This is a genomic window from Nitrosomonas sp. (genome assembly GCF_019635155.1).
Lineage (GTDB): Bacteria > Pseudomonadota > Gammaproteobacteria > Burkholderiales > Nitrosomonadaceae > Nitrosomonas.
On sequence record NZ_JAHBZY010000009.1, the window covers coordinates 1 to 22,846 of the forward strand.

Sequence of the window (22,846 nt, forward strand, 5' to 3'; positions counted from 1 at the left end):
ATCAGGAGTTTGGAGTCTGTGGGCAATCCTATTGGAAGCTTCCCTATACTCTGGCACCGATCGTTCTTTTCACAAAGAAGAATATCTTGTGCTATCTGCTAATAGTCGGTTTTTAAATCTTAAATTCTATTTTTTATTGCTTTATTTTTTTAACGATGACTGAGAACAAAAACCAAGTGGTGTGTCACTGCTAAAGTTATTACAAATAAAACCGATAGTTTGCTGAAAAAATGATATGAAAATTGAGTAGACATATTTGTTTACATCAACCTGGAACCCAAAAAATGCTTAAGAAGCTACAAAACTGGAAATATTCTAATGAAGTTGGTTTCAGTTTACTAACTCAATTAATTGCCTTGATCTAAATGCATAACGAGGAGAGTGGTTATGTCAAAAATACTATCAACAGGTATCAAGAAAGATAGAAGCTCGGCGGATGAGACAAGACTGGACGATACTGAGTGTATATTGCGTAACACTGAAGCCGATGAATTTTTTATTAATATTAAGGGAGAGCTTAACCAAGTCGATAGATTGGTCAGTGATGCGGTTAATAATCTGGTCATCAATTTTAAATTTATTAGTAAATTGACCAAATCTCATCATGATATGGTTCTGGCTATTGAGAAATTGGCAGCTCCTGAAGGTAGTAATCCTATTCTTGATCTGCTCGAGAAACAAATGGTTGTTGCTGACAAGATTGAGCAGGAATTAGAAATGGCGATTACTTCATTGCAGTTTGGTGACTTAGTTACACAGCTACTTGCGCATACTTCTAACCAAGTGGAAATGCTGAATATCGAGCTGCAACGAATTGATCGGCAAAGTAGTTGGAGGGGAGGAAGCAGCAAGAAAACATTGAATAGAATTCATGAAGAAATATCCGAAGCGGTCGCGTTAACAAAAAATAATAGCAAGAGAAAACCGGTTGTTCAGCAGGGTATGCAGATGGGTGATATCGAGCTTTTCTAATCAGATTGGATTTTTGTGTTTTCTCGGTAAATGGTCAAATTAGGAAGAGAGGTAAGGTAAATGGTAAAGACAATTCTTGCAGTGGATGATTCAGCATCAATAAGGCAAATGGTTACTTTCACACTTAAAGGTGCCGGTTATGAAGTCATTCAGGCTGTTGATGGTCAGGATGCATTAGATAAAGCCAATTATCACCAAGTAAACTTGGTCTTGACGGATATTAACATGCCACGAATGGATGGTTTAAAGCTACTTGAACTGTTAAGGAAGTTGGCGAATTACAAAAATATTCCAATTTTGATCTTAACAACTGAATCCGGGGATGAAATGAAAGCTAAAGGTAGAGCAGCAGGAGCAACAGGGTGGCTAGTAAAGCCATTTGATCCCAAACGGTTGTTAGAAGTAATTGGAAAAGTCATAGGCTAAAGAAACTTTGTTGTAGACCAGTAGGTTACAGGTGTTTTTCTGATTTTCAAGATTGAATGATTTTTATTAATCTGTTTCTTGATTTGCTGGTCTCCTTGGAGTGTTAGCCTTTAAGTATCCACATGAAATAGGGTTATCGATGAGTACAGATCTCGAACAGTTTTACGAAATTTTCTTTGAAGAATCTTCTGAGCTATTGGCTGAGATGGAAACATGCCTTTTGAGGCTGGATGTAAATTCTCCTGACTTAGAAGATTTGAATGCTATTTTTCGTGCCGCTCACTCTATTAAGGGCGGCGCTGGTACATTTGGTTTTACAGATATGACGGAGATGACTCATATGTTGGAAACATTGCTGGATAAATTGCGTAAAGGTGAACTCAAGGTTCGTAGCGAAATGATTGATGCCTTTCTTAGGGCGGGTGATGTCATAAAGGAACAGTTGGCAGGTCATCGCGGTGAAGGACAAGCGGATCCAGCTGTTGCCGCGGCAGTTTGCGGAGAATTAAAGAAATTAAGTGACGAGACGCAGGACCTATCAGTTGTAGCACCGACACCGCAAGAAGAACCTGAAGAGAGCTCAGAAATTAATCAGGTTGAGACCGAGATTGCAGAATTGCCAACAGAAGATACAGCTAAAAATATTTTTAGTATTGAATTTCTTAGTACCGGGGTGAGTGCAGCGACCCTCGACCATTTATTTGAAAACCTAAAACATCTCGGGGCTTTAGAGAATTTGGCGCCTACCAACACTAGTGATAGTTATAAGCTAAAACTTGCGACTTCTAATTGCGAGGAAGATGTTTGGGAAACATTGGCTTTTGTTGTTGATCCGGTAAATCTGAAAATCGAAACATTTGTTGCGGAGGATGCTGAGGCAAGCGCAGCAGTTATCGATCATTCTGACGGAACTACCAAGAACACTGAATCATTAGCAAGTGGAAATGAAGATGATTTTTCTATGGCTGATTTACCACCGGCCCCAGGATATGGTTTTTTTCCTGGAGCACCGGCTGCACCAAGTGATATTGATGCACCAGAATCGAGCCCAAATGTTGGGCAGCAGCAAAATACAGGCTATGGTAAAAATGAATCATCAAGTAGTTTAAATAAATCTTCGAGCAAAAATGCTGCTGCTTCTTCAGCCAGTGAAACTTCTTCAATACGAGTCAGTATTGAAAAAGTAGATCAGATGATCAACTTGGTTGGTGAGTTGGTGATTACGCAAGCGATGTTAGCTCAAACCGTTTCACAATATGATCCGGTACTTTTTGAGAAATTGCATAGCGGAATGAGTCAACTAGAGAGGAATACTCGTGACTTGCAAGAATCTGTAATGTCGATTCGTATGATGCCGATTAGTTTTGTTTTTAGCCGTTACCCTCGAGTTGTTCGTGATCTTGCTGCAAAGCTGAACAAACGTGTTGAATTAAAAACTGTTGGTGAGAACACAGAGCTGGACAAAGGTCTCATAGAAAAAATTGCTGATCCACTTACTCATTTGGTGAGAAACAGTTTGGATCATGGAATTGAGGTTGCAGAGAAACGGGCAGCAGCCGGTAAGCCGGCACACGGTACTATAACTTTGCGAGCATTTCACCAAGGAGGCAGTATTGTGATCGAAGTGAGCGATGATGGTGCTGGCTTAAACCGAGGGAAAATACTTGCCAAAGCGAAAGAGCGTGGATTGCCTGTGCATGATGGCATGACGGATCAAGAAGTTTGGGCATTGATATTTGAAGCAGGATTCTCGACTGCTGATCAAGTCACAGATGTGTCTGGGCGCGGGGTTGGTATGGATGTTGTTAAGCGCAACATACAGAGTATGGGAGGGCGGATCGATATTGAGTCGGCCTTAGGAGCTGGCACGCGTATTTCCATTCGTTTACCTTTAACATTGGCCATTCTTGATGGTTTATCCGTAACTGTGGGTGATGAGATGTTCATTGTTCCACTTAATTATATTACTGAATCATTGCAGCCCGCTGCCGCGGACATAAAAACAGTCAGTGGTCAAGGGCGTGTGGTGCAGGTGCGAGGTGAATATCTGCCTGTAGTTGCACTGCATGAAATCTTTAATTTGCGTCCGAAAGTTACAAATGTCCACGAAGGAATTCTTGTAATTCTTGAAGCTGAAGGTCACAAAGCGGCATTATTCGTGGATGATCTCGTTGGGCAGCATCAAGTAGTCATTAAGAGTCTTGAGAGTAACTATCGAAGAGTGCAGGGTGTATCCGGTGCGACAATCATGGGTGATGGCAAAGTTGCACTTATTCTTGATACAGCTGCTTTGGTAATGGCATCGCAACAAGAGATTGTATAAATAATATTCTGCAAACAGACTTATAGAATAATTGTTATATGAGTCGTGTGGTTGGATAGTTGCCAGACATAACAAGAATGGTCTGAAATTTTTATCAATGTTTAGCGCTGCCCAAAAAAACAGGACAATCTTATTAATAACGCTATTCTTATAGCGGTTTATATTGAAGATAGTCATCTATAAATACTGCATATCTAACAATAACTAGGTTAAAAAACAGCTGGAAGCTCTTGTTTATTATCGTCGTTAATTTTTCTTGTAAGTTGATCTTCGCAAATTTGAATGGAAATGGCATGGAAATAATTTCTAACTTTGATGAAAGTTCTAATGATAAAACTCGCGAATATGTCTTCACGAAAGAAGATTTTGAACGAGTTAGAAAGTTGATATACAAGCATGCTGGTATTTCATTGTCTTCGGGTAAGCAGAACATGGTATATAGCCGTCTTGCTCGCCGTTTGCGTGCGACGGGTATCAATAGTTTTCATGAATACTTGAATTACCTCGAACGTGGAAATCCTGAAGAATGGGAAGCTTTCACGAATGCGCTAACAACAAATTTGACCGCTTTTTTTCGTGAACAGCATCATTTTCCTATTCTCGAGAAACATGTCGAGAAACGCAAAAACCAAAACAAAATTCAGCTCTGGTGCAGTGCTTCGTCAACGGGCGAAGAACCCTACTCAATGGCGATGGCGATGGTACAAGCATTTAACACATTAACGCCTCCTGTTCATATTCTGGCGACAGACTTAGATACTAATGTTCTCGCAAAAGCGCAACTTGGTGTGTATTCATTGGATAAACTGGAGAAGCTCCCAAAGGAAAAATTGAGGCGGTTTTTTCTTAAAGGTAAAGGTCACCATGAAGGCTCGGCACGGGTTAGACCTGAGTTACGTAATATGATTACTTTTCGTCAATTGAATTTGCTTGATGATAATTGGCCAATACGCGGCCCGTTCGATGCCATCTTTTGTCGTAATGTCATGATTTATTTTGACAAACAAACGCAATATAAAATCTTAAAGAAATTTGTACCATTACTTGCTCCAGATGGCCTATTGTTTGCTGGGCACTCTGAGAGTTTCCAACATGCGGTTGATCTATTTAAACTGCGAGAAAAAACTGTTTACGAGCTAGCAAGTAGACCGAGGTAATAATCGTATGTCTATGATCGTTGATGAGCAACTTGCCACTAATTTCTATTTTGACAAAAATTTTAATAGTCAGGCAGTAAAGCTGTTACCTGGTGAATATTATGTTACTGATAAGGATATCATGCTGGTAACCGTTCTCGGTTCTTGTGTCGCCGCATGTATACGTGATTGCTACAGCGGCATTGGAGGAATGAACCATTTCATGCTACCTGACGGTGGTGGCGATGCGGGAAGTCCGTTAAATGCATCAGCCAGATATGGAACATACGCAATGGAAATACTGATCAATCAGTTATTAAAGTTGGGTGCTCGTCGCAGTAATCTGGAAGCCAAGGTATTCGGTGGTGGAAATGTTCTTGATGGATTGACTGTTGCGAATGTAGGGCAACGGAATGCGGATTTCGTATTGAGATTTCTTCAGACCGAAAAAATACGGATTGTTGCGCAAGATTTGGTCGATATATTTCCACGTAAAGTTTATTTCTTTCCCAAAAATAGCAGAGTGATGGTTAAGAAGTTACGCAATGTACGTAATACCACGATCTCTCTGCGAGAAAGCGACTACAGACAGCGATTACACCGAGTGGATTCCGGTGGTGATGTTGAACTTTTTTCTTAATAGAATTAGTTAGTTAAATTAGATTGAGAGTTTAAGATGAATAAGACAAGAGTTCTGATAATTGATGACTCAGCGTTAATTCGTCGCTTATTAAGCGAAGTTATAAATAGCCAGCCAGATATGGAAGCCATAGGATCAGCTCCAGACCCTTTAGTAGCAAGAGAAATGATACGCGAGATGAATCCAGATGTGTTGACGCTTGATGTTGAAATGCCAAAAATGGATGGCCTGGATTTTCTTGAGAAATTAATGCGATTGCGGCCTATGCCTGTCGTGATGGTTTCAACGTTAACGGAGAGCGGATCCGATATTACATTTCGTGCGCTAGAATTGGGTGCTGTAGATTTTGTTTCAAAACCTAAAATTGATATCGCTGCTGGGTTGAAAGAATATGGTAGTGAGATTGCAAATAAAATTCGTATTGCCAAATCTGCGCGGCTTAAAAAATCTGTAAATATATCGGTAACAAAAAGCGCCTCAGCTGATGTGGTTTTGCCCTCGGTATCAAATCGCATTGCATCGACTGAGAAATTGATCATTGTCGGAGCTTCTACCGGTGGCACGGAAGCAATTAAAGATTTTTTAATTCGAATGCCGCCGGATTCTCCCGGAATTTTAATTACCCAACATATGCCTGAAGGGTTTACCAAATCATTTGCCAATCGATTGAATACACTTTGTAAAATATCGGTGATTGAAGCACAAGGAGGAGAGAGGGTATTACCCGGTCATGCTTTTATTGCACCCGGTCATTCCCATTTGCTACTGAAACGTAGCGGTGCGAATTATATGACCGAACTGAATCATGGAGAACCTGTTTGTCGACATCGGCCGTCGGTTGATGTACTATTTCGTTCAGCGGCTAATTGTGCAGGGAAGAATGCGATCGGTGTGATTCTGACTGGTATGGGTAAAGATGGTGCTGCGGGGATGCTGGAAATGCACAAAGCGGGTTCGTACAATTTTGCACAGGATGAAAGTAGTTGTGTAGTGTTCGGTATGCCGAAAGAAGCAATTGCAGCGGGTGGTGTAAACGAAATTGTTCCTTTAAAAGATATGGCCAGATGCGTTTTGTCGAAGATATCCAGTATGGGATCGCATGGAAACCGCGTATAACAGTTAAGTAGTAACCTGCATCTTGATTCGAGGTAATTCAATATACATCGTCAATGAAAAGGTTTATTTCTCAACTTATTATTTTGATTGTCATCTGCTTTTTGGCGAGCTGTGGGACAATACAGGAAAAACCAGCAGTTAAATCTGGTCCTGTAATCAATAAACCGGCAAATTTCAATCATATCAAGAAAGCGCTTTATTCTCAGTACAACGAATGGCAAGGTGTTCGTTATCAGCGCGGAGGGCTTAGCCGGCGCGGGGTTGATTGTTCGGGCTTTGTGCATATTACATACAAGTCAAAGCTAGGCATGCATTTACCAAGAACGACTCATTTACAATCCCGAATAGGAAAAGAAATTCGCAAAGAAGATCTCAGAGCAGGCGATTTGATTTTCTTTAGAACGGGGCCAGCTTCGAATCATGTGGGTATTTATCTTGAAAACAATAAATTTCTTCATGCTTCACAAAAGAAAGGCGTCATTATTTCCAGACTGGATCACGTATATTGGAAAGCCAATTATTGGAAATCGATTCGTATTTAGTCACTCGGTAGCATAAGCGCTTGCCACTTTTGATTAATATCCCCGGTTTCTCGTATCACACCTTAATCTTTGCGGAATGCGACATGAATGAAGAAATCAGGCAACGACTTCAAAATAAGAAGATATGGCAACGAGGTTTCTTCATGGTGATGTACATGGGAATTTATGGTTTCTGCAATTTTTTAATGATTGCTATTTTTGTTTTCCAATTTGTAGCATTAATCATCGCTGGCCAACCCAACGCATTGCTATTGGATTTTGGCAAAAATCTCGGCACGTATATCCGTCAGATTATTGCGTACATGACGCTGAACACCGATTATCTGCCTTTTCCGTTCAGTGCATGGCCAAATGACGGTAATTCCGAACAGCTTACCAAAGATCGCAATATAAGCGATTAGTGCATCATTGCTTTGCAAACTCTCAGAAGTTTAAAGCTTTTCTCATCTTTCATGATTCGGCTGTAACAGGAAACAGCTATCGTAATCTAAAAATGGTTTAATACTCGAATGCATTGGAGCTCCGAAGCATTCCAAGACTATCTGGATTTATAAGACACAGCCCCATGACCACGTTGTTTACACCTCTTACAATTGGTTCGCTGACGGTACCGAACCGGATTTTTATGGCGCCATTGACACGCTGCCGAGCGGGTGAAGCGCACATGCCGAATGATTTAATGGTCGAATATTACAAGCAGCGTGCCTGCGCCGGCTTGATTATCGTCGAGGCGACGATGGCGATGGAAGGGTATTCGGCGTTCTGGAAGGAACCCGGTATTTACTCAATGGAACAAATTGCCGCATGGAAGCAAGTAACTGCTGCCGTACATACCGCCGGCGGTAGAATCTTTTTGCAAATCTGGCATGGTGGACGAGCCTGTCATCCGCTGCTCAATCACGGTTCGCAGCCGATCGCACCTAGTGCCATCGCTATTGCTGATGAAGTGCGTACGCCGGAAGGAAAAAAACCTTACGTCATACCTCGCGAATTGCGTGATGACGAGTTACCTGACATTGTTTCCGGCTTCAAACAAGCCGCGCAGAATGCCAAGATCGCCGGATTCGATGGTATTGAAATTCACGGCGCTAACGGTTATTTGCTCGATGAATTTCTGCGAGACGGCTCGAACAAACGCAGTGGTCCATATGGCGGCTCGATTGAGAATCGTGCGCGGTTGACGCTGGAAGTGCTCGAAGCCGTCAGTACCGTATGGGGGAGCGACCGAATTGGTTTGCGGATCTCGCCGTTGAGTAGCTATAACAGCATGATTGATAGTGATCCGATTGGGTTATCGATTTGGCTTGCCACTCGGCTCAATGATTATGATCTTGCGTACCTGCACGTGATTCGTGGCGATATTTACCAGCAACAAAGCGGCGACGTGATGACGCCGATTCGCCGGTATTATCGAGGTGTGCTAATCGGCAACTTCGACTACGCGCCGGATGAAGCGAATCAAGACATTGCGGGGGATAAAATCGATGCCGTGGCGTTTGGCCGGCTTTTTTTGGCAAACCCTGATTTGCCTGCGCGTATCCGTGCAGGGGCGGCGTTCAACGAACCCAGTCCTGCGACTTTTTATACCGATGGTGCGGATGGTTATACCGACTATCCTGCGCTTTATGTGTCGTGACATAACTGTTTGGTTGTTAGTGATTATTGCTATACTCGGTTTTGAATGACCCGGTTGATCGATTCAAAGCGAGAGTAAGCTTTTACCGAGGCGCGATTGTTTCAGCGGGATGGACGGAGACATGCAGCAGATACTCATCACTCTAGGAATCATTTTTCTTATCCTCGGCCTATTGTGGCCGTGGCTATCGCAACTGCCGCTGGGTCGTATGCCCGGTGATATCCATATTGAACGCGAAAATTTCAGCTTCCATTTTCCACTGATGACGGGATTGATCATCTCTGTTGTGCTGACGCTGATCATGTGGTGGTTGCGGAGGTAAATCATGCCATAAAGATTTTCTGCTCATACCGGGATTATTCATCACTGATAGTACCGTCCACTTTCTTCGTCAACTGATGAATTACTGCGCCACTGAGACGCTGTAGTGTCACTTGCAGCGGCATTTTACCCAATGCATGCGTTGCGCAGGATAGGCAGGGATCGTAAGCGCGTACCGCGACTTCGAGGTGATTCAGCAGCGCCTCGGTGATTTCCTGGCCGTCGAGGTATTGGTTGGCAACAACACGTACCGATTCATTCATGGCCTGATTGTTACTGGTAGTCGACACGATCAGATTGGCTTTTGTGACCAGGCCGTCGCCGTTGACATGATAGTGATGAAATAATGTACCGCGCGGGGCTTCAATGACACCGATACCTTGCGGTTGATGCTCGCCTTTGCCGATCACGAGATCCGTTCCGGTGATGTCGGCATCGGTCAGCAACGTGTGAATCGATTCGGCGCAATGTAGCAATTCGATCATACGCGTCCAGTGGTACGCCAACGTATCGTGCACCAGGCCGCCGTTACCTGTGGCTTTGAAGCGCTGACGCGCCATTTCGGCTAACGGCGTGGTAATGACATCGCAGTTGTTGACACGCGCCAGTGGGCCGACACGATACCAACCACATTCGGTGCCTAAGCTGGAAAAGTAAGGAAACTTCAGATAACTCCATGAGCGCACTTCCTCGCTGAGAAGTTGCTGGTAATCGCAGTAATCGAATTGATCGAGCAACGCGCTGCCGTCTGCGGCGCGGGCACGCAATTCGCCGTGATAGAACTCCAGCTCACCACCGGCACCAGACAGACTTAGGTAGTGACTAGGGAAGGTACCGAAATCGCGGTGCTCCGGATGTGCGGTGTGAATCTGCTCGTTCAGCGTGACGGCATCTTGACTCCATTGCAGGATATCATCGATGTCGGCGAGCAAGGCGTCGCGCTCGGTGACGGTGAGCGGTTTGTTCATGCCGCCAGGTACGGTACCGGTGCCGTGAATGCGTTTGCCGGTAATCGCTTCAATAATTTGTTGGCCGTATTTACGCAGTTTCACACCCTTCAGCGCAATCTCCGGATATTGTTCCAGCACGCCGGCGATATTGCGTTGCCGCGGATCACTGCCGAATCCGAACAGAAAATCCGGTGATGACAGATGAAAAAAATGCAATGCATGCGACTGTAATATCTGACCGAAATGTAATAAGCGGCGCAGCTTCGATGCGGTTGGTGTGAGTTGTTCGATACCTGCGATTTGATCGACTGCCTTCGCCGCCGCCAGTTGATGACTGACCGGGCAAATGCCGCACAGCCGTTGCACGAAAAATGGCACTTCCCAGTACGGGCGGCCTTGGATGAATTTCTCGAAACCGCGAAACTCGACGATATGAAAGCGTGCCTCGGCAATGTGATGGTTGTCATCGATCAGCAATGTGATCTTGCCGTGCCCTTCGACACGCGTGACCGGATCGATAGCGATGCGGCGAGTGGTTGATGATGCGGGTTTTTCCGGCTTCATGTCAGTCGTAGTGCAAGCGGGTGCTGGCAATATCCGGTTGCTGCCCGGCCAGCAGCGGTTGTAGTAATTGTAAAAAAGCATCCGCGGAAGGGGGGCAGCCGGGCAGAAAATAATCGATCGCTACAATTTCGCTGACCGGATACACCTTATCGAGTAGCAGTGGTAACTCCGGGTCGTCCGGGATGCGCGGATGAGTCACGTTGGTGCCGCGTAAATACACTTCTTCCAAACAATCCTGCAAGTCGAAATAATTGCGCATTGCCGGCACGCCGCCGTTGATCGCGCACGCACCGACGGCCACCAGGATTTTACAATTGGCGCGGAATTCGCGCAGCACATGCACATTCTCCGCGTTGCAAACACCACCTTCGATCAATCCGATGTCGCATGGACCGCAGTGCTTGATGTCGGTGAACGGCGAGCGATCCAATTCAACCTGCTCGAGCAAACCGGCCAATCGCTCGTCCATGTCGAGAAACGACATGTGGCAACCGAAACAGCCTGCCAGAGAAGTAGTGGCGATTTTAAATTTGGGCTTACCCATCATGCGCATTCGCAAGGTTTATCGGTAAAACGGGGTTTATTGATCTGGTGGTGATCAAACCGCAAAAAACGCGTATTTGGTACACATGAATGATAGCATGGCAGCAGATTATTCCACTGCCTTCATCAGAGATTCGCTTACTGATTGCGCGATAATTGAGCGAATGCTTTGACTGCGTCAATATCGCACAGAACTTCTTGACTTAAATCATGAAGCAGGCGTATAAGGATGTTGAAATGAACGGCAAAAATCATGCAAAAGTGATTTATAGAGAAACCGGTAGTTGTCGCAATGGCCTTGTTAAAAATAAGAAAATACATAAATCTATGGGAGTATCTCAATGAAAAAATATTTGCCTTCAAAATCGATCGCAGCACTTGCATTGTTGGCGGGATCACAATGTGCACTCGCAAATACCATCGTGACGTTAGGAGACCAGGATTTTGCCGATGGTGAAAAGCCGACTACCGGCGCTTTTCTGACTGCCGGAGCCGGTGAGCCTGCGCCGTTCGATGGCCTATTCAGCGGTTCCGATGTCAGTGGTCCGAATTTCTCCGCCAGCTGGACGTTTTCCTATGGCGCGATTGCGGATACTATCACCGGTGGCAGTTTGATACTCGGGATTTATGATCACGAATCTGCTGCTAGCGGAAGTCAAGTCGCATCTTTTACCGTTAATGGCGTTGATCTCACCGGCGCACTCAATACGCTGTTCGAAGCGCACGGTGGTGCTAGCCGGGAGGATAACGTGTATACACTGGCGTTGCCGGCATCGACTTTTGCGGGACTGGCATCGGGCACAGTCAATGTCGCGCTATCTCTGAAAGGCCCGGGATTGGGTTTATTCGGTGAAACGACATTTAATGGTGCAGCGCTGGATTTTTCCACGCTGGATATCGCCACAGCCGTTCCGGAACCATTGACGAGCACGTTGCTTCTGATCGGAGTTCCGGCAGTATTGGCTGCGGCGCGGCGCAAGATGGCTTGATGCGATTGCGCTATTGTGACTGAAGTTTTTCGGCAACAAGGAGAAAATGATGCCCGATCCCTTTTTAGGTGAAATCAGGACTTTTGCCGGCAATTTTGCCCCCGTCGGCTGGGCTTTATGCCAAGGGCAAGCACTTTCAATCGCAGAGAATGAAGCGTTGTATTCACTCATCGGAACAACCTATGGCGGCGACGGCGTATCGAATTTCGCCTTGCCGAATCTCGCCAGCCGTATCCCGCTGCATCAAGGTACCGGATCCGGCCTCAGTCCGAGAGTGATCGGTGAGCTGGGCGGGAGCGAAGCGGTTACGTTGACTACCGGACAACTGGCGGCGCACAATCATACCGCAGTTTGTTCTAACACGACTGCCAATAGCGCCAGTCCTGTCAACAGCTATTGGTCGACTGATCCCGGCGGTAATACCGGAGCCTACAGCACGACCAGCGGCAGCACCATGGCCGGAACCGCTATCGGTGTTGCCGGTGGCGGGCAACCGCATAACAATGTGCAGCCTTACTTGGTTATCAACTATATCATTGCGCTCGAAGGCATCTACCCTTCCAGATCCTAGAATGGCGGCAGTTGGAAAAAGGAGATTTTGGCATGAGTGATCCGTATATTGGAGAGATCCGCTCGTTTGGTTTTAATTTCGCGCCCGTTGGTTGGGCGCAGTGCAATGGGCAACTGTTACCCATTTCAAGTAATACGGCATTGTTCTCGATTCTTGGCACAACCTATGGTGGTGATGGCAAAACAACCTTCGCATTGCCTAACCTTCAGGGCAATGTTTCGATGGGTGCGGGACAAGGAAGCGGTCTTACTAAACGTGTTCTGGGCGAATTCGGCGGTACGGTGACGGAGACATTGACGATTGAGCAGATTCCATCGCACACCCACCCGGCCAACGTGCAAGCCGGAGACGGCAACAAGCCCGATCCCGCGGGAAGTTTCTGGGCGCAAGATTTGGGTGGCAGCAAGGAATACGGTGATAGCGGACCAGCGCAGATGGCGGCTGGAACAATTACCGCTACCGGCGGCGGACAATTGCACAATAATCTGCAGCCGTATCTGGTGCTGAATTACTGCATTGCACTGCAAGGCGTATATCCACCCAGAAGCTGAAGCCGGATGTTTCGCAGCAAAATTCGACAAGATAAATGAGAGGATAGTATGGACGAACCATTTTTAGGAGAAATCCGCCCCTTTGCATTTGGTTTCACGCCCAAGGGTTGGGCGGCCTGCGATGGTCAATTGCTGCCGATTGCTCAAAATGCCGCACTGTTTTCGTTATTGGGCACGATGTACGGCGGAGACGGCCGCACCACGTTCGCACTGCCGGATCTTCGCGGACGTGCGGGGATGCACGTGAATTCAGTTCACACCCAGGGAGAACGAGGGGGGCAAGAAAACGTGACGCTTACAACCACCCAAATTCCTCTGCACAGTCATACGGCAAACTGCAGCAATGTGATTGGAACTCAAGCCAGCCCGGCGGGAAAATTCTGGGCGCAGGATTCCGATGGCAATGTTATGTTCAGCAATGCGGGCGGCGCAACCATGGCTGCCGCAGCAGTTGGTAATGTGGGTGGAGCGCCGCATCCCAATATGCAACCCTATCTCGTGGTGAATTATTGCATCGCTTTGCAGGGTATTTTTCCAAGCCGGAGTTAGTAATAGTAAACTTGGTACCATCAGCGAAGCTGGTGGTAGTGGATTTCTAAGTATCCCGGGTAGCAACTAAAGCCTAATCTTGAGAATCAGTCGCTCTCAGAAATCATGATAAAGGCTGTGCACTGCAATCCACAAAATAACCTGCATTTCGTTTGAAAGCGGAGGGTATGCTGTTTGAAAACAAGCGACTGATTAATTGATAATGAAAAAGCCAGGGATTTCTGTTGCCGGGGAAGGTAAAAGTTATTTAAAGGCCCTGCAGGCTCGATATACTAAAATATTGTTCCTGCAAGGTTTATCATCTCAGCCAACGACTTTGAACGATAAGGTTGATGCGAATAATAGTTTCGTGTGACTATTTTTCGGTTGGAAGTTCGTTACGACCTTCAGCCGGTTTACCTTCATGCGTTGTACCGTAATTTTCGGAACTCGCGCTTTCCGGTGCTGTAGGTTTGCCACATGCAACTAATGATAATGCGAAAAATGCTGCAACAAAAAATGCTGAAATTTTCATTTAAAGAATATCCTTAAAATTTTAAAAAAGTACTGCAATATTTTTTGTGACACTCAATCTTTACTAAGGAAGCGCTGATTAATCCGATAAACGCGATAAAGCGCGAGATACACAGAACACAGCAACCAACGCATATCCATCAATAGACAAGGCGGCGAGTATCGTGCAACGAAGCGATTCACCCGTGCAGCGAATGAATGAGCGATTCCCTAAAACTGATCGTCACCTTGGCACTATAGCATGATAAGTGCACTGACTCTGCAAAAAAATTATTTCCTGATCCGAAAAAATTATGCACAAAAGCTCTGAATTCAGATGAGCTTTTCCGATCTTTGTTAAATCGTAAGGATTTCACCCGGACAGGATTTTGCCTGTTCCAGGCGCATCAGTGTCGGTAGCAGATTGAGCCCCGTTCGTTTTTTTAATTCGAGCGCTCGCTCTTTGAATTCGCTCAGTGGTATCCGGATCGTTTCCCTGCCTGCGGCCAGTGCAATGACATTACCGCTGTCGCAGGAAGGAAAAGCCAGCGCGCGTTCGTCAAATGCCGATCTAATGCGTGCGAAATTGGACTGGTAGCCGCGGCTGCGGCCCAGCAGATTCGCAACAAGTATGCCGTTATTGTTCAATCGCGTGCGGCATGTTTGATAAAATGGCAACGTACTCAATGTGTTGGAACGATTACTGGCATCGAAACCATCCACCAGAATCAAGTCGTAAGTGTTATCGTACCCGGCGATATGTTGAGCACCGTCCGCGATGACGATATTCAGGCGCAGCGGATCGTCCGGTAATTTGAAAAATTGCCTTGCTGCAGCGACTACGCGCGGTTCGATCTCAATCACAGTCAGTTTTGCTTGCGGGCAGTGGCGATAAAGAAATTTGGTCAGTGATGCCGCGCCTAAACCGATCAATAGCACGTTACGCGGAAAGTGGGTATCGTCCCGCAGTAACAAGCTTGCCATCATTTCGCGGGTGTAGTCGAGTTCCAAATGCCATGGGCGCGCGATGCGCATCGCACCTTGGATCGAATCGGAGCCGAAATGCAAGCTGCGCACACCGGCCTGTTCGCGAATTTCAATAGGAAAACTCATGATGTGCCCACTGTAAAAAATTTTGTGATAAGTATTTGGTTCGGTTATTGGTACATTCGGTTAGCTGCTAACGTTGGGTCATAGTCTTGCCGGCGGATCAAAAATTTGGTGCGCGTGATTATCAACGGAAAACCTGTAGAAACCTAAGGAAACGCTGATTAACTGACTGTACGAGCGAATCGATTCGTGTCAATTATCAATCTTTAGACCTCATCGTCACTTTTCTTCGCGATCGTTTCCATTAAACCAGTTTCACGGATCGTATTCTGGTCGTAAATACGCTGCCCGATCGGCACTTGGTAGCCTTGTTCCTTGATCAGAATCGCACCGACCGGGCAAATACGTGCAGCCAAATCGGTAATGGCGATTGGCGTATCAGCGAGCTTGCCGTTCGGCGAATTGACAATCAGGCGAGCATCAGTGCCGCGTCCGGCAATAGCAAACACATTTTTCTGATCGATATCGCGGCTGGCGCGTACGCATAGATCGCACAAGATGCAACGGCTGCGATCCAGCAAAATCTCCGGGTGCGATGCGTCGATTTCGCGGCGTTGATAAAACTGCGGAAAATGATCGTCGAGCATGCCGAGGTGATAAGCCATGGCTTGTAATTTGCAGTTGCCGGTTTTTTCGCACGATGGGCAAATGTGATTGCCTTCGACGAACAACATTTGCGTGATCGCTTTGCGTATTTCGTTCAACTCCGGTGTGTCGCTGCGGATTTGCAGACCGGGGGTTGCCGGTGTGGTGCAAGCGGCGACGCTGCGGTTGTTGGCTTCCACCACGCACAAGCGGCAATTGCCGCGTGGCGGCAAGCCGGGATAATGGCACAAGTGCGGAATATATTGACCGGCCATCAATGCCGCATCCATGATGGTTTGACCCGGCGTGAACGGAATCTCTTCGCCGTCGATGTGAAGTGTATCAGTGACGGTTGTCATCGCTTCTGATCCAAATGTGCGGCAGCATCGTCGCGGTGGGCGACCTGCCGTGCGTCGGCTAAGGCTTGATCGAGATCGAAACGTGCAGTGAATTGCGGTTGCAGGCGATCGGAGAATGCCTGCGGAAATTGCCGTAACCCATCCAATACGTGATTTGCGGCGGTGTGGCCCAAGCCGCAATGTGATTGATGTTTCACAATTTTCCCGAGCTGTTGAAGTTCTTCAAGAGCATGAACCGAGCCACGGTTAGCAGCAATCGTATCCAGGGAATTTTTCAATAACTGCGTGCCGATCCGGCACGGCGCACAAAAACCACAGCTTTCGTGTGCGAAGAAATGCGCGAAATTGCGATGGATCGCGAACAAATCTCGCGATTGCCCGAATATCAATACCGATCCGCCGGTGGAAACATCGTCAAACGCAATGGTTCGCTCAAATTCCGTTGCACCGAGTAAGGTACCGGCAGGGCCGCCGATTTGCACCGCTTGCGCATCTGCGGCGCCGCAATCGCCCAGCACTTGACGGATCGTTACGCCGAATGGGTATTCGTAAATTCCCGGTTTTTCGCAATCGCCGCTGATGCTGAGGAGTTTGCTGCCTGACGATGTCGATGTGCCCGAGGTCTTGAACCAATCGGCGCCATGCATGGCGATTTGCGCGGCGGCGATGAATGTTTCGATGTTGTTGACCACGGTCGGTTGTGCTAAATAGCCATGTGTTACCGGGAATGGCGGGCGGATGCGTGGAATGCCGGGTTTGCCTTCGAGCGATTCGATCAGCGCCGATTCTTCTCCGCAAATATAAGCGCCGGCGCCAATGACGATATCGATGTCGAAATCAAATCCGATTTGTCCCAAGATGTTTACGCCTAGCAAGTTGAGTTTGCGGCGATGCTCCAATTCGGCTTGCAAGTGTGGCAATAAATAGCGGTATTCGCCGCGCAGATAAACAAACCCTTGCTGCGCGCCGATGATCCGCGCGCACAGCGTCATGCCTTCAAGCATCGCGCCGGCTTGTTCATGCAGCAGCAGGCGATCCTTGAACGTGCCGGGTTCACCTTCGTCAGCGTTGCAGACGACATAACGCGTTTCACCGGCGGCTTCACGGCACAATTGCCATTTTTTGCCGGTATCGAATCCCGCGCCGCCACGGCCACGTAATCCGGATCGTTGAATGATCATTAAGGTTTCGCTGGCGCCTGATCGCAAAGCGTGCTGCAGCGCGCTGCCGGGTATTAGCCGTTCGCTCAACAGTAAATCACGGCGATACACGGTATCGGATATTTCAAGCCAAGCGGCAGGCCATTGCGGAAGCGGTATTTCATTCGCTACGAGCTGTGCCACTTGCGCGAGTTTGACGGCATTCAAACCGATTACGGGAAAGCCATTGACCAACATCGAAGGGCCATGGTCGCACGTACCGATGCACGATGCTTCACCGATGCTGACCAAGCCGTCCGCGCGTGTTTTTCCGGGAATGACTTGCAATTGCTGGCATAGTATCTGGAGCAGGTTTTCGCCATCAGCAAGATAACCGCAACTGGTGCAGTTGCTGAACAATAGATCGAAGCGGCCGCGCGGATGCGTCGAAAAAAACGCATAGAATTCGACCACTGCCGCGACTTGGCTGAGCGGTAATTGGTAATCGATCGCGACTTGCTGCATCGCTTGCGGCGGAATATGCCGGCATTGCTGCTGAATCCTATATAGACGGTGCAGCAGGTGTTCGTGCGCGAATGAGCTGGGGCGGTTCATCATGTTATTGAGTATAGCCGGATTGCCGCCGAACCGGTAGCAATGACGGGTAATTGATCCGTAAAATCAAGAATCAGGCGAGAAGTGCGGCGACAATACCGGTAATGAAAATGCCATCGAACGTCCCCGCGCCGCCGATCGAAGCGAATGGCGCGCCGAGCCGGGAAATATCTTTGATGCGTAACAGGTCGGCGCCGATCAACACGCCTAAGGTGCCACTGATGTAGGCCAACGGCGCGCTTTGCTCGGGATTGATAAGCACCCCCACGAGCGCCGCACTGACCGGCGCGATCAATATCGGCATGGCGATGCCAAGCCTGGGAATCGGGCGACTGAAATAGTAACTGACGATACTGATGATGGTGATGCCGAACAATGTCGGGAATACGCCCAATGTGCTGTGAGAAAACAAAAATACGGATAAGGTGACGGGTATCAGGCAACCGCCGAAGTTAATGCAAATTTGCGTTTCGTTATGGAATGGTTGCGCGGGGATTCGGAGTAATCCCCAGTAAACCGGCGACGGTGGTTCATGGACCGGCACCTCGCTTTTAATGCGCGTGACCGGCAAGTTGATCATACTGCCGAACAACGAAAGAAACAGCAGGGCTAAGCCCGATTCCGGCGATAATCCAAGCTTCTCAAAAGCAAATGCCAATAATTCCACTTGAATCAGTACTGCCAGAATGCCGAGTACTAGAACAAAAAATAGCAGATGAAAAGGGGAATAGAAATTTTTCATTGATGCCTGGGAAATCTTAGCGGATTGCTGTTAAAGCGGCGCGAAGATTACAAATGCGCGAACAATCACTGTTGAATGTACTGGCTCACGCAGCGATTGCTGCGTGGCTGTTACTGGGTATGGTTACAAAAAATTTATTTTGGCGGAAAGTGTTGTTTCGCTCTTTCAAACGCTTGTTCCATTGATTTGAAAGATTTTCTCAAACCGGTTTGAATATCGCCCCATGCGCTTTCCGAGCTGTTTTCGAAGGCTTGCCATTTTTCCTTGGCCTGGCTTAATTCCTGTTCGAGCTCGTCCAAATGCGGCTGCAATTTATCTTGTAATTCTTTGCTTCCCAGGTGCATTTGCAGCTTGACCTCGTCAACGACCGATTGCAGGTTGGACAGTTCCTCTTGTAATTTTTGGGGAATGGACTTGTCAGTCATTTGAATATCTCCTTATTGATAAATTTGAACGTTGTTCACTATGCCATAGTATCAGCAAAATGGCTGCATGTATTGTGACCGATCGAAGGATTGCGAAAATGACTTACAATCCGGTACGTGGCTATTTTCATGGCGCCGGTCTACGCGTTTCCCGGAACCACGCGCGGTATTGCGTCATCCGGGCGCGTTGTTCCGCGGGGGCATGACGGCGGCAGGTCGCATACTCTTCCGTATCCGGTTGCGCACCCCAGCGTATCTCGGCGCAATCGTTGGGATTGTAAGCGATTTCGAAATCGGGCCTGCGCGCCAGCACGTCAGCGATGGTCAATTCCCATTCACTGCCGTCCGAACGGATATAGCGGATGCTGCGTTCCTGGGTACGCTTGACGTGATATTGCTCGATCGCAGCTTTGGCTTGCTCCGGATTTTGGTCGTTCAGCACGAATAATTCCGGATGACGTACGATTTTTTCCGGAAGGCCGTTCAGCACATTGATTGCAATGATCAAGCGCATGTCGCGTGATGGCGTGGAATAATCCTCCCAAGGGCCGATCGTCTGAAAAATTGCCGCCCCGCTGGGCATTGCGATCGTGCCACGCGGATTTTTGCGGAAATACATTTCACCGTTTTGGACCGAGTTGACGCGGGTTTCCACTTGCTCGACCAGTGCTGTCAGCATAGCCTCGTACGCTTGCAACGGGTCCAATCCCTGCGGGTTGATCAATTGTGTTAGCCGCGCATAGAAATCATCGGGTGTGAGATAGTCCTGCTCCAAAGAAAAGGGCATAAAATCCGGATGATCGGTTAATTCCTGATTCGACAGCATGCGTCCTGTGCCCGATGCGGGCAGCACAACCGGACGGAATGCTTTAAAACCGGGTCCGGCATTCCCTGTGTCGGCAAACAACAGTGTGCCTTCCCATACGCGTTTGCGTGCTACCGAATTATCCGGTTGAGCATCGACCGCCAGCAGCATGCCGGGGCGGTCGGCTGTTTGCGGCACCCATTCGGCCAGTACCAAAATATGACCGTAGGGGTCGGCATATACGGTTCCCGGCCATAACGTCTCGCGGCTGAGTGGAATCGGGTACCAATCGGTGTTATCAGCGGCGAGACCGGTTCGCACCGAGCCGGAATGTACGGTATCCACCAATTGTCGGTAGCGTTTGCGGAAATTGGTTTGCGTCTGCACGCCCCGTGTGAACTCGCTGACGATGGTGGGGGCGCCGCAACTCGGCGGTGCCTTGGCCGAACCGCGTCCGCAGGCGCGAAAAGCCATCGGCAAACCGATTTTCCAGGCGAAATAAGCGCGCAATGTGTAAGGTAGATCCGCGCAATCCGGTGTCAGCGGCAGGTTATTGTCTTCGTGAAGCCCCAGATAATTATGCAGAAAATTGCGCTCACTGTTACGCAACACCGGCTCCAGCGAATTGAAACTGAGGTTCTCCTCGGGTGGTGCGCCGAACAATTCTTCGATCCAAGCCGAGTAAAAGGCTTCGGTAGTCAGATTCCAGGTTTCCGGTTTTCCCTGAGCGATCGCTTTGCTAATGACGATTGCATGGCATCCGGCTTGTTGATGATCCCGGTTTGCGATGACCCGGTAGGATCCGTCATCAAGGCTTTCCAAATTTGCGATCAAACTCCAGGGCGGTCCGCCGCGTTGACGGATTTGCAACGGTATTGATTGATCCTGCGAGTCCATTAGAATCAATTCCGATAGCGGGCCATCAACTGACACGGCCATGATTTTGACCGGTTGACCGGCTTGAGGCGACAGCGGCGCAATCCAGATACGGGCCGTGCCGGTTTGCTCGCATGCGATATCGCTGGCCGACGCCAACGGTATATAAAGCCATGCCCATAGGCATAGTGTCCAAAAATTCAGTCGCGGAAAATTCATGGATGACCTCGATCGGGTTGTTGCTCGGAAACAATCAATGCACCTATGAAGCGCATTGTACTCCGATGTGTAATTGCCATTCAGTGGGCGATTGCATTGATTCCGTACTATAACTATTATGGCAATCGTGATGAATCGCGCAAGCGCCAACCGAAATGGTTTTTAAATTAACGATTTAAGGATTCTTATTATGCCGATGCAATCGATCAATCCGGCCACGGGCCAAATCATACAGTCTTTTCCGATATGGCAGGCTGATCAAATTGATGCCGCGTTGGATCAAGTGGAGTCGGCGCAAACCGGTTGGGCGGTGCTCGATTTTGAGCAACGCGCCCGGTTCATGCGGAATTTGGCGCAAGTATTCCGTCAAAACAGCGAAACCTATGCGCTTATGATTACCGAGGAAATGGGAAAGCTGCTCAAAGAAGCGCGCGCGGAGGTCGAAAAATGCGCTATCGGTTGCGAGCATTACGCCGAGCATGCATCGTCGTATTTGAAGGATGAGATTATTGCTTCCGATGCCAGCCGTAGCGTGGTCGTTTATCAACCGTTAGGGACCATTTTGTGCATCATGCCGTGGAATTTCCCATTCTGGCAATTAATCCGTGCCGCCGCGCCGGCGATGATGGCGGGCAATGCGGTAGTGCTGAAGCATGCATCGAATGTGCCGCGTTGTGCATTGGCGTTGGAACAAGCGTTTCAGCAAGCCGGTTTCCCGGCAAATACCTTCCGCACGTTCATGATCAGCGCTGAACAAGCGGAGCAAGTGGTTGCCGATCGCCGCATTGCCGCCGTGACGTTGACGGGCAGCAGCGCCGCGGGACGTAAAGTCGCGGCGATCGCCGGGCAGCATCTGAAAAAATGCGTGTTGGAATTGGGCGGATCGGATCCGTTTATCGTGCTCGACGATGCCGATATCGAATGGACCGCGCAGCAAGCATTGATCGCCCGGCTGCAAAACATGGGGCAAAGCTGCATTGCCGCGAAACGCTTTATCTTACTGGAAACTATCGCCGATGCGTTTGTGGAACGGTTGCAAATACTCATCAACCAACTGCGCAGCGGCGACCCGAAAGATGACGAAACCACCATCGCGCCCATGGCGCGAACGGATTTGCGTTCCGAACTGCATGCGCAAGTGGAACGAAGTCAGGCATCGGGCGCGCGTTTAGTGACCGGCGGTTTTCCGATGGATACGCAGGGTGCCTATTATTCACCGGCAATTCTGGATCACGTGCAACCGGGCATGCCGGCGTTTGACGAAGAGCTGTTCGGTCCCGTGGCCGCCATCGTGCGTGTAAAAAATGCCGAGGAAGCGATTCGGCTCGCCAATCGTAGCCATTTCGGCTTGGGCGGCAGCGTGTGGACACGCGATCCGGCGCGTGGTGAAGCACTCGCGCGGCAAATTCACGCCGGTTGCACGTTCGTCAACGGCATCGTCAAAAGCGATCCGCGTTTGCCGTTCGGGGGCATCAAAGACTCCGGCTTTGGCAGAGAACTGGCCTATCACGGTATTCGAGAGTTTGTGAATATTAAAACCGTGTGGATTCGGTAGAAAGAGGGAGGAGCTGTTGAAGAAATAGCAGAAAAGCGGAAGCTTTCGAGTTAAAATTTTCTACGGTCTGTTCCATTAAGAATGGAGAAATTGCT

The 22,846-nt window shown here is 48.2% G+C and carries 25 protein-coding genes; 16 read left to right on the top strand and 9 right to left on the bottom strand.

What is annotated here, in order from left to right; translation table 11 throughout:
• Positions 1-387 precede the first annotated feature (387 nt).
• The 10 genes from KF839_RS07590 (at position 388) to KF839_RS07635 (ending at position 9,113) form a co-directional block, all read left to right on the top strand.
• Positions 388-972 (top strand): hypothetical protein, encoded by a 585-nt coding sequence (locus tag KF839_RS07590; protein ID WP_292917241.1) that lies wholly within the window; start codon positions 388-390, stop codon positions 970-972.
• 60 nt (positions 973-1,032) lie between these two features.
• Positions 1,033-1,398 (top strand): response regulator, encoded by a 366-nt coding sequence (locus KF839_RS07595; protein WP_292917242.1) that lies wholly within the window; start codon positions 1,033-1,035, stop codon positions 1,396-1,398.
• Positions 1,399-1,537: 139 nt separating this feature from the next.
• Positions 1,538-3,721, top strand: coding sequence for a chemotaxis protein CheA (gene cheA, locus KF839_RS07600; protein WP_292917243.1), 2,184 nt, complete (start codon positions 1,538-1,540; stop codon positions 3,719-3,721).
• 293 nt (positions 3,722-4,014) lie between these two features.
• Positions 4,015-4,878: a CheR family methyltransferase gene (locus KF839_RS07605; RefSeq protein ID WP_292917244.1), complete on the top strand. Its 864-nt coding sequence runs from the start codon at positions 4,015-4,017 to the stop codon at positions 4,876-4,878.
• Positions 4,879-4,885: 7 nt separating this feature from the next.
• Positions 4,886-5,497 (top strand): chemoreceptor glutamine deamidase CheD, encoded by a 612-nt coding sequence (gene cheD / locus KF839_RS07610; RefSeq protein WP_292917245.1) that lies wholly within the window; start codon positions 4,886-4,888, stop codon positions 5,495-5,497.
• Positions 5,498-5,533: 36 nt separating this feature from the next.
• Positions 5,534-6,613 (top strand): protein-glutamate methylesterase/protein-glutamine glutaminase, encoded by a 1,080-nt coding sequence (locus KF839_RS07615; protein WP_292917246.1) that lies wholly within the window; start codon positions 5,534-5,536, stop codon positions 6,611-6,613.
• 53 nt (positions 6,614-6,666) lie between these two features.
• On the top strand, positions 6,667-7,155 hold the full coding sequence (locus KF839_RS07620; protein WP_292917247.1) for an NlpC/P60 family protein: 489 nt from the start codon (positions 6,667-6,669) through the stop codon (positions 7,153-7,155).
• Positions 7,156-7,238: 83 nt separating this feature from the next.
• On the top strand, positions 7,239-7,556 hold the full coding sequence (locus tag KF839_RS07625) for a DUF4389 domain-containing protein (RefSeq protein ID WP_292917248.1): 318 nt from the start codon (positions 7,239-7,241) through the stop codon (positions 7,554-7,556).
• Positions 7,557-7,720: 164 nt separating this feature from the next.
• The gene (locus tag KF839_RS07630; protein WP_292917249.1) at positions 7,721-8,791 is read left to right on the top strand and encodes an alkene reductase; all 1,071 of its coding nucleotides are present in this window, start codon (positions 7,721-7,723) and stop codon (positions 8,789-8,791) included.
• A 121-nt stretch (positions 8,792-8,912) separates the two neighbouring features.
• Complete coding sequence (locus KF839_RS07635; RefSeq protein ID WP_292917250.1) at positions 8,913-9,113, top strand: DUF2905 domain-containing protein; 201 nt, start codon at positions 8,913-8,915, stop codon at positions 9,111-9,113.
• A gap of 34 nt (positions 9,114-9,147) precedes the next feature.
• Here the strand turns inward: KF839_RS07635 and KF839_RS07640 are convergent, their stop codons facing one another.
• The gene (locus KF839_RS07640) at positions 9,148-10,626 is read right to left on the bottom strand and encodes a Ni/Fe hydrogenase subunit alpha (RefSeq protein WP_292917251.1); all 1,479 of its coding nucleotides are present in this window, start codon (positions 10,624-10,626) and stop codon (positions 9,148-9,150) included.
• Between the two features lies 1 nt (position 10,627).
• Positions 10,628-11,170 (bottom strand): NADH-quinone oxidoreductase subunit B family protein, encoded by a 543-nt coding sequence (locus KF839_RS07645; RefSeq protein WP_292917252.1) that lies wholly within the window; start codon positions 11,168-11,170, stop codon positions 10,628-10,630.
• 209 nt (positions 11,171-11,379) lie between these two features.
• On the opposite strand from KF839_RS07645, the gene KF839_RS07650 reads away from it, so the two are divergent.
• Genes KF839_RS07650 through KF839_RS07670 form a run of 5 tightly spaced genes read left to right on the top strand, consistent with a single transcriptional unit; the run spans position 11,380 to position 13,829 of the window.
• On the top strand, positions 11,380-11,514 hold the full coding sequence (locus KF839_RS07650; RefSeq protein ID WP_292917253.1) for a hypothetical protein: 135 nt from the start codon (positions 11,380-11,382) through the stop codon (positions 11,512-11,514).
• Positions 11,511-12,158, top strand: a complete 648-nt coding sequence (locus KF839_RS07655; protein WP_292917254.1) for a hypothetical protein — start codon at positions 11,511-11,513, stop codon at positions 12,156-12,158. The genes KF839_RS07650 and KF839_RS07655 overlap by 4 nt, the downstream gene beginning before the upstream one ends.
• Positions 12,159-12,207: 49 nt before the next feature.
• A complete protein-coding gene (locus tag KF839_RS07660; protein WP_292917255.1) occupies positions 12,208-12,729 on the top strand; it encodes a phage tail protein in 522 nt (173 codons plus the stop codon).
• Positions 12,730-12,761: 32 nt separating this feature from the next.
• Positions 12,762-13,280, top strand: a complete 519-nt coding sequence (locus tag KF839_RS07665; protein ID WP_292917256.1) for a phage tail protein — start codon at positions 12,762-12,764, stop codon at positions 13,278-13,280.
• 48 nt (positions 13,281-13,328) lie between these two features.
• Complete coding sequence (locus KF839_RS07670) at positions 13,329-13,829, top strand: phage tail protein (protein ID WP_292917257.1); 501 nt, start codon at positions 13,329-13,331, stop codon at positions 13,827-13,829.
• A 355-nt stretch (positions 13,830-14,184) separates the two neighbouring features.
• On the opposite strand, the gene KF839_RS07675 is transcribed toward KF839_RS07670, so the two are convergent.
• The 7 genes from KF839_RS07675 to KF839_RS07705 all read right to left on the bottom strand — a co-directional run bounded on the left by KF839_RS07675 (position 14,185) and on the right by KF839_RS07705 (position 21,196).
• On the bottom strand, positions 14,185-14,343 hold the full coding sequence (locus tag KF839_RS07675) for a hypothetical protein (RefSeq protein WP_292917258.1): 159 nt from the start codon (positions 14,341-14,343) through the stop codon (positions 14,185-14,187).
• Between the two features lie 335 nt (positions 14,344-14,678).
• A complete protein-coding gene (locus KF839_RS07680) occupies positions 14,679-15,434 on the bottom strand; it encodes a fused MFS/spermidine synthase (RefSeq protein WP_292917259.1) in 756 nt (251 codons plus the stop codon).
• 203 nt (positions 15,435-15,637) lie between these two features.
• Positions 15,638-16,375, bottom strand: a complete 738-nt coding sequence (locus tag KF839_RS07685; RefSeq protein ID WP_292917260.1) for a 2Fe-2S iron-sulfur cluster-binding protein — start codon at positions 16,373-16,375, stop codon at positions 15,638-15,640.
• Entirely contained in the window at positions 16,372-18,129 is a 1,758-nt protein-coding gene (locus KF839_RS07690) for an NAD(P)H-dependent oxidoreductase subunit E (protein ID WP_292917261.1), read from the bottom strand. Before KF839_RS07690 ends, KF839_RS07685 begins: the two co-directional genes overlap by 4 nt.
• 73 nt (positions 18,130-18,202) lie before the next feature.
• On the bottom strand, positions 18,203-18,871 hold the full coding sequence (locus tag KF839_RS07695) for a DUF1614 domain-containing protein (RefSeq protein ID WP_292917262.1): 669 nt from the start codon (positions 18,869-18,871) through the stop codon (positions 18,203-18,205).
• 134 nt (positions 18,872-19,005) lie between these two features.
• A complete protein-coding gene (locus tag KF839_RS07700; RefSeq protein ID WP_292917263.1) occupies positions 19,006-19,296 on the bottom strand; it encodes a sll1863 family stress response protein in 291 nt (96 codons plus the stop codon).
• 127 nt (positions 19,297-19,423) lie between these two features.
• The gene (locus tag KF839_RS07705; RefSeq protein ID WP_292917264.1) at positions 19,424-21,196 is read right to left on the bottom strand and encodes a hypothetical protein; all 1,773 of its coding nucleotides are present in this window, start codon (positions 21,194-21,196) and stop codon (positions 19,424-19,426) included.
• A gap of 190 nt (positions 21,197-21,386) precedes the next feature.
• Here KF839_RS07705 and KF839_RS07710 point away from each other — a divergent pair, with 190 nt between their 5' ends.
• Positions 21,387-22,751, top strand: a complete 1,365-nt coding sequence (locus KF839_RS07710; protein WP_292917265.1) for an NAD-dependent succinate-semialdehyde dehydrogenase — start codon at positions 21,387-21,389, stop codon at positions 22,749-22,751.
• The last annotated feature ends 95 nt before the right edge of the window (positions 22,752-22,846 follow it).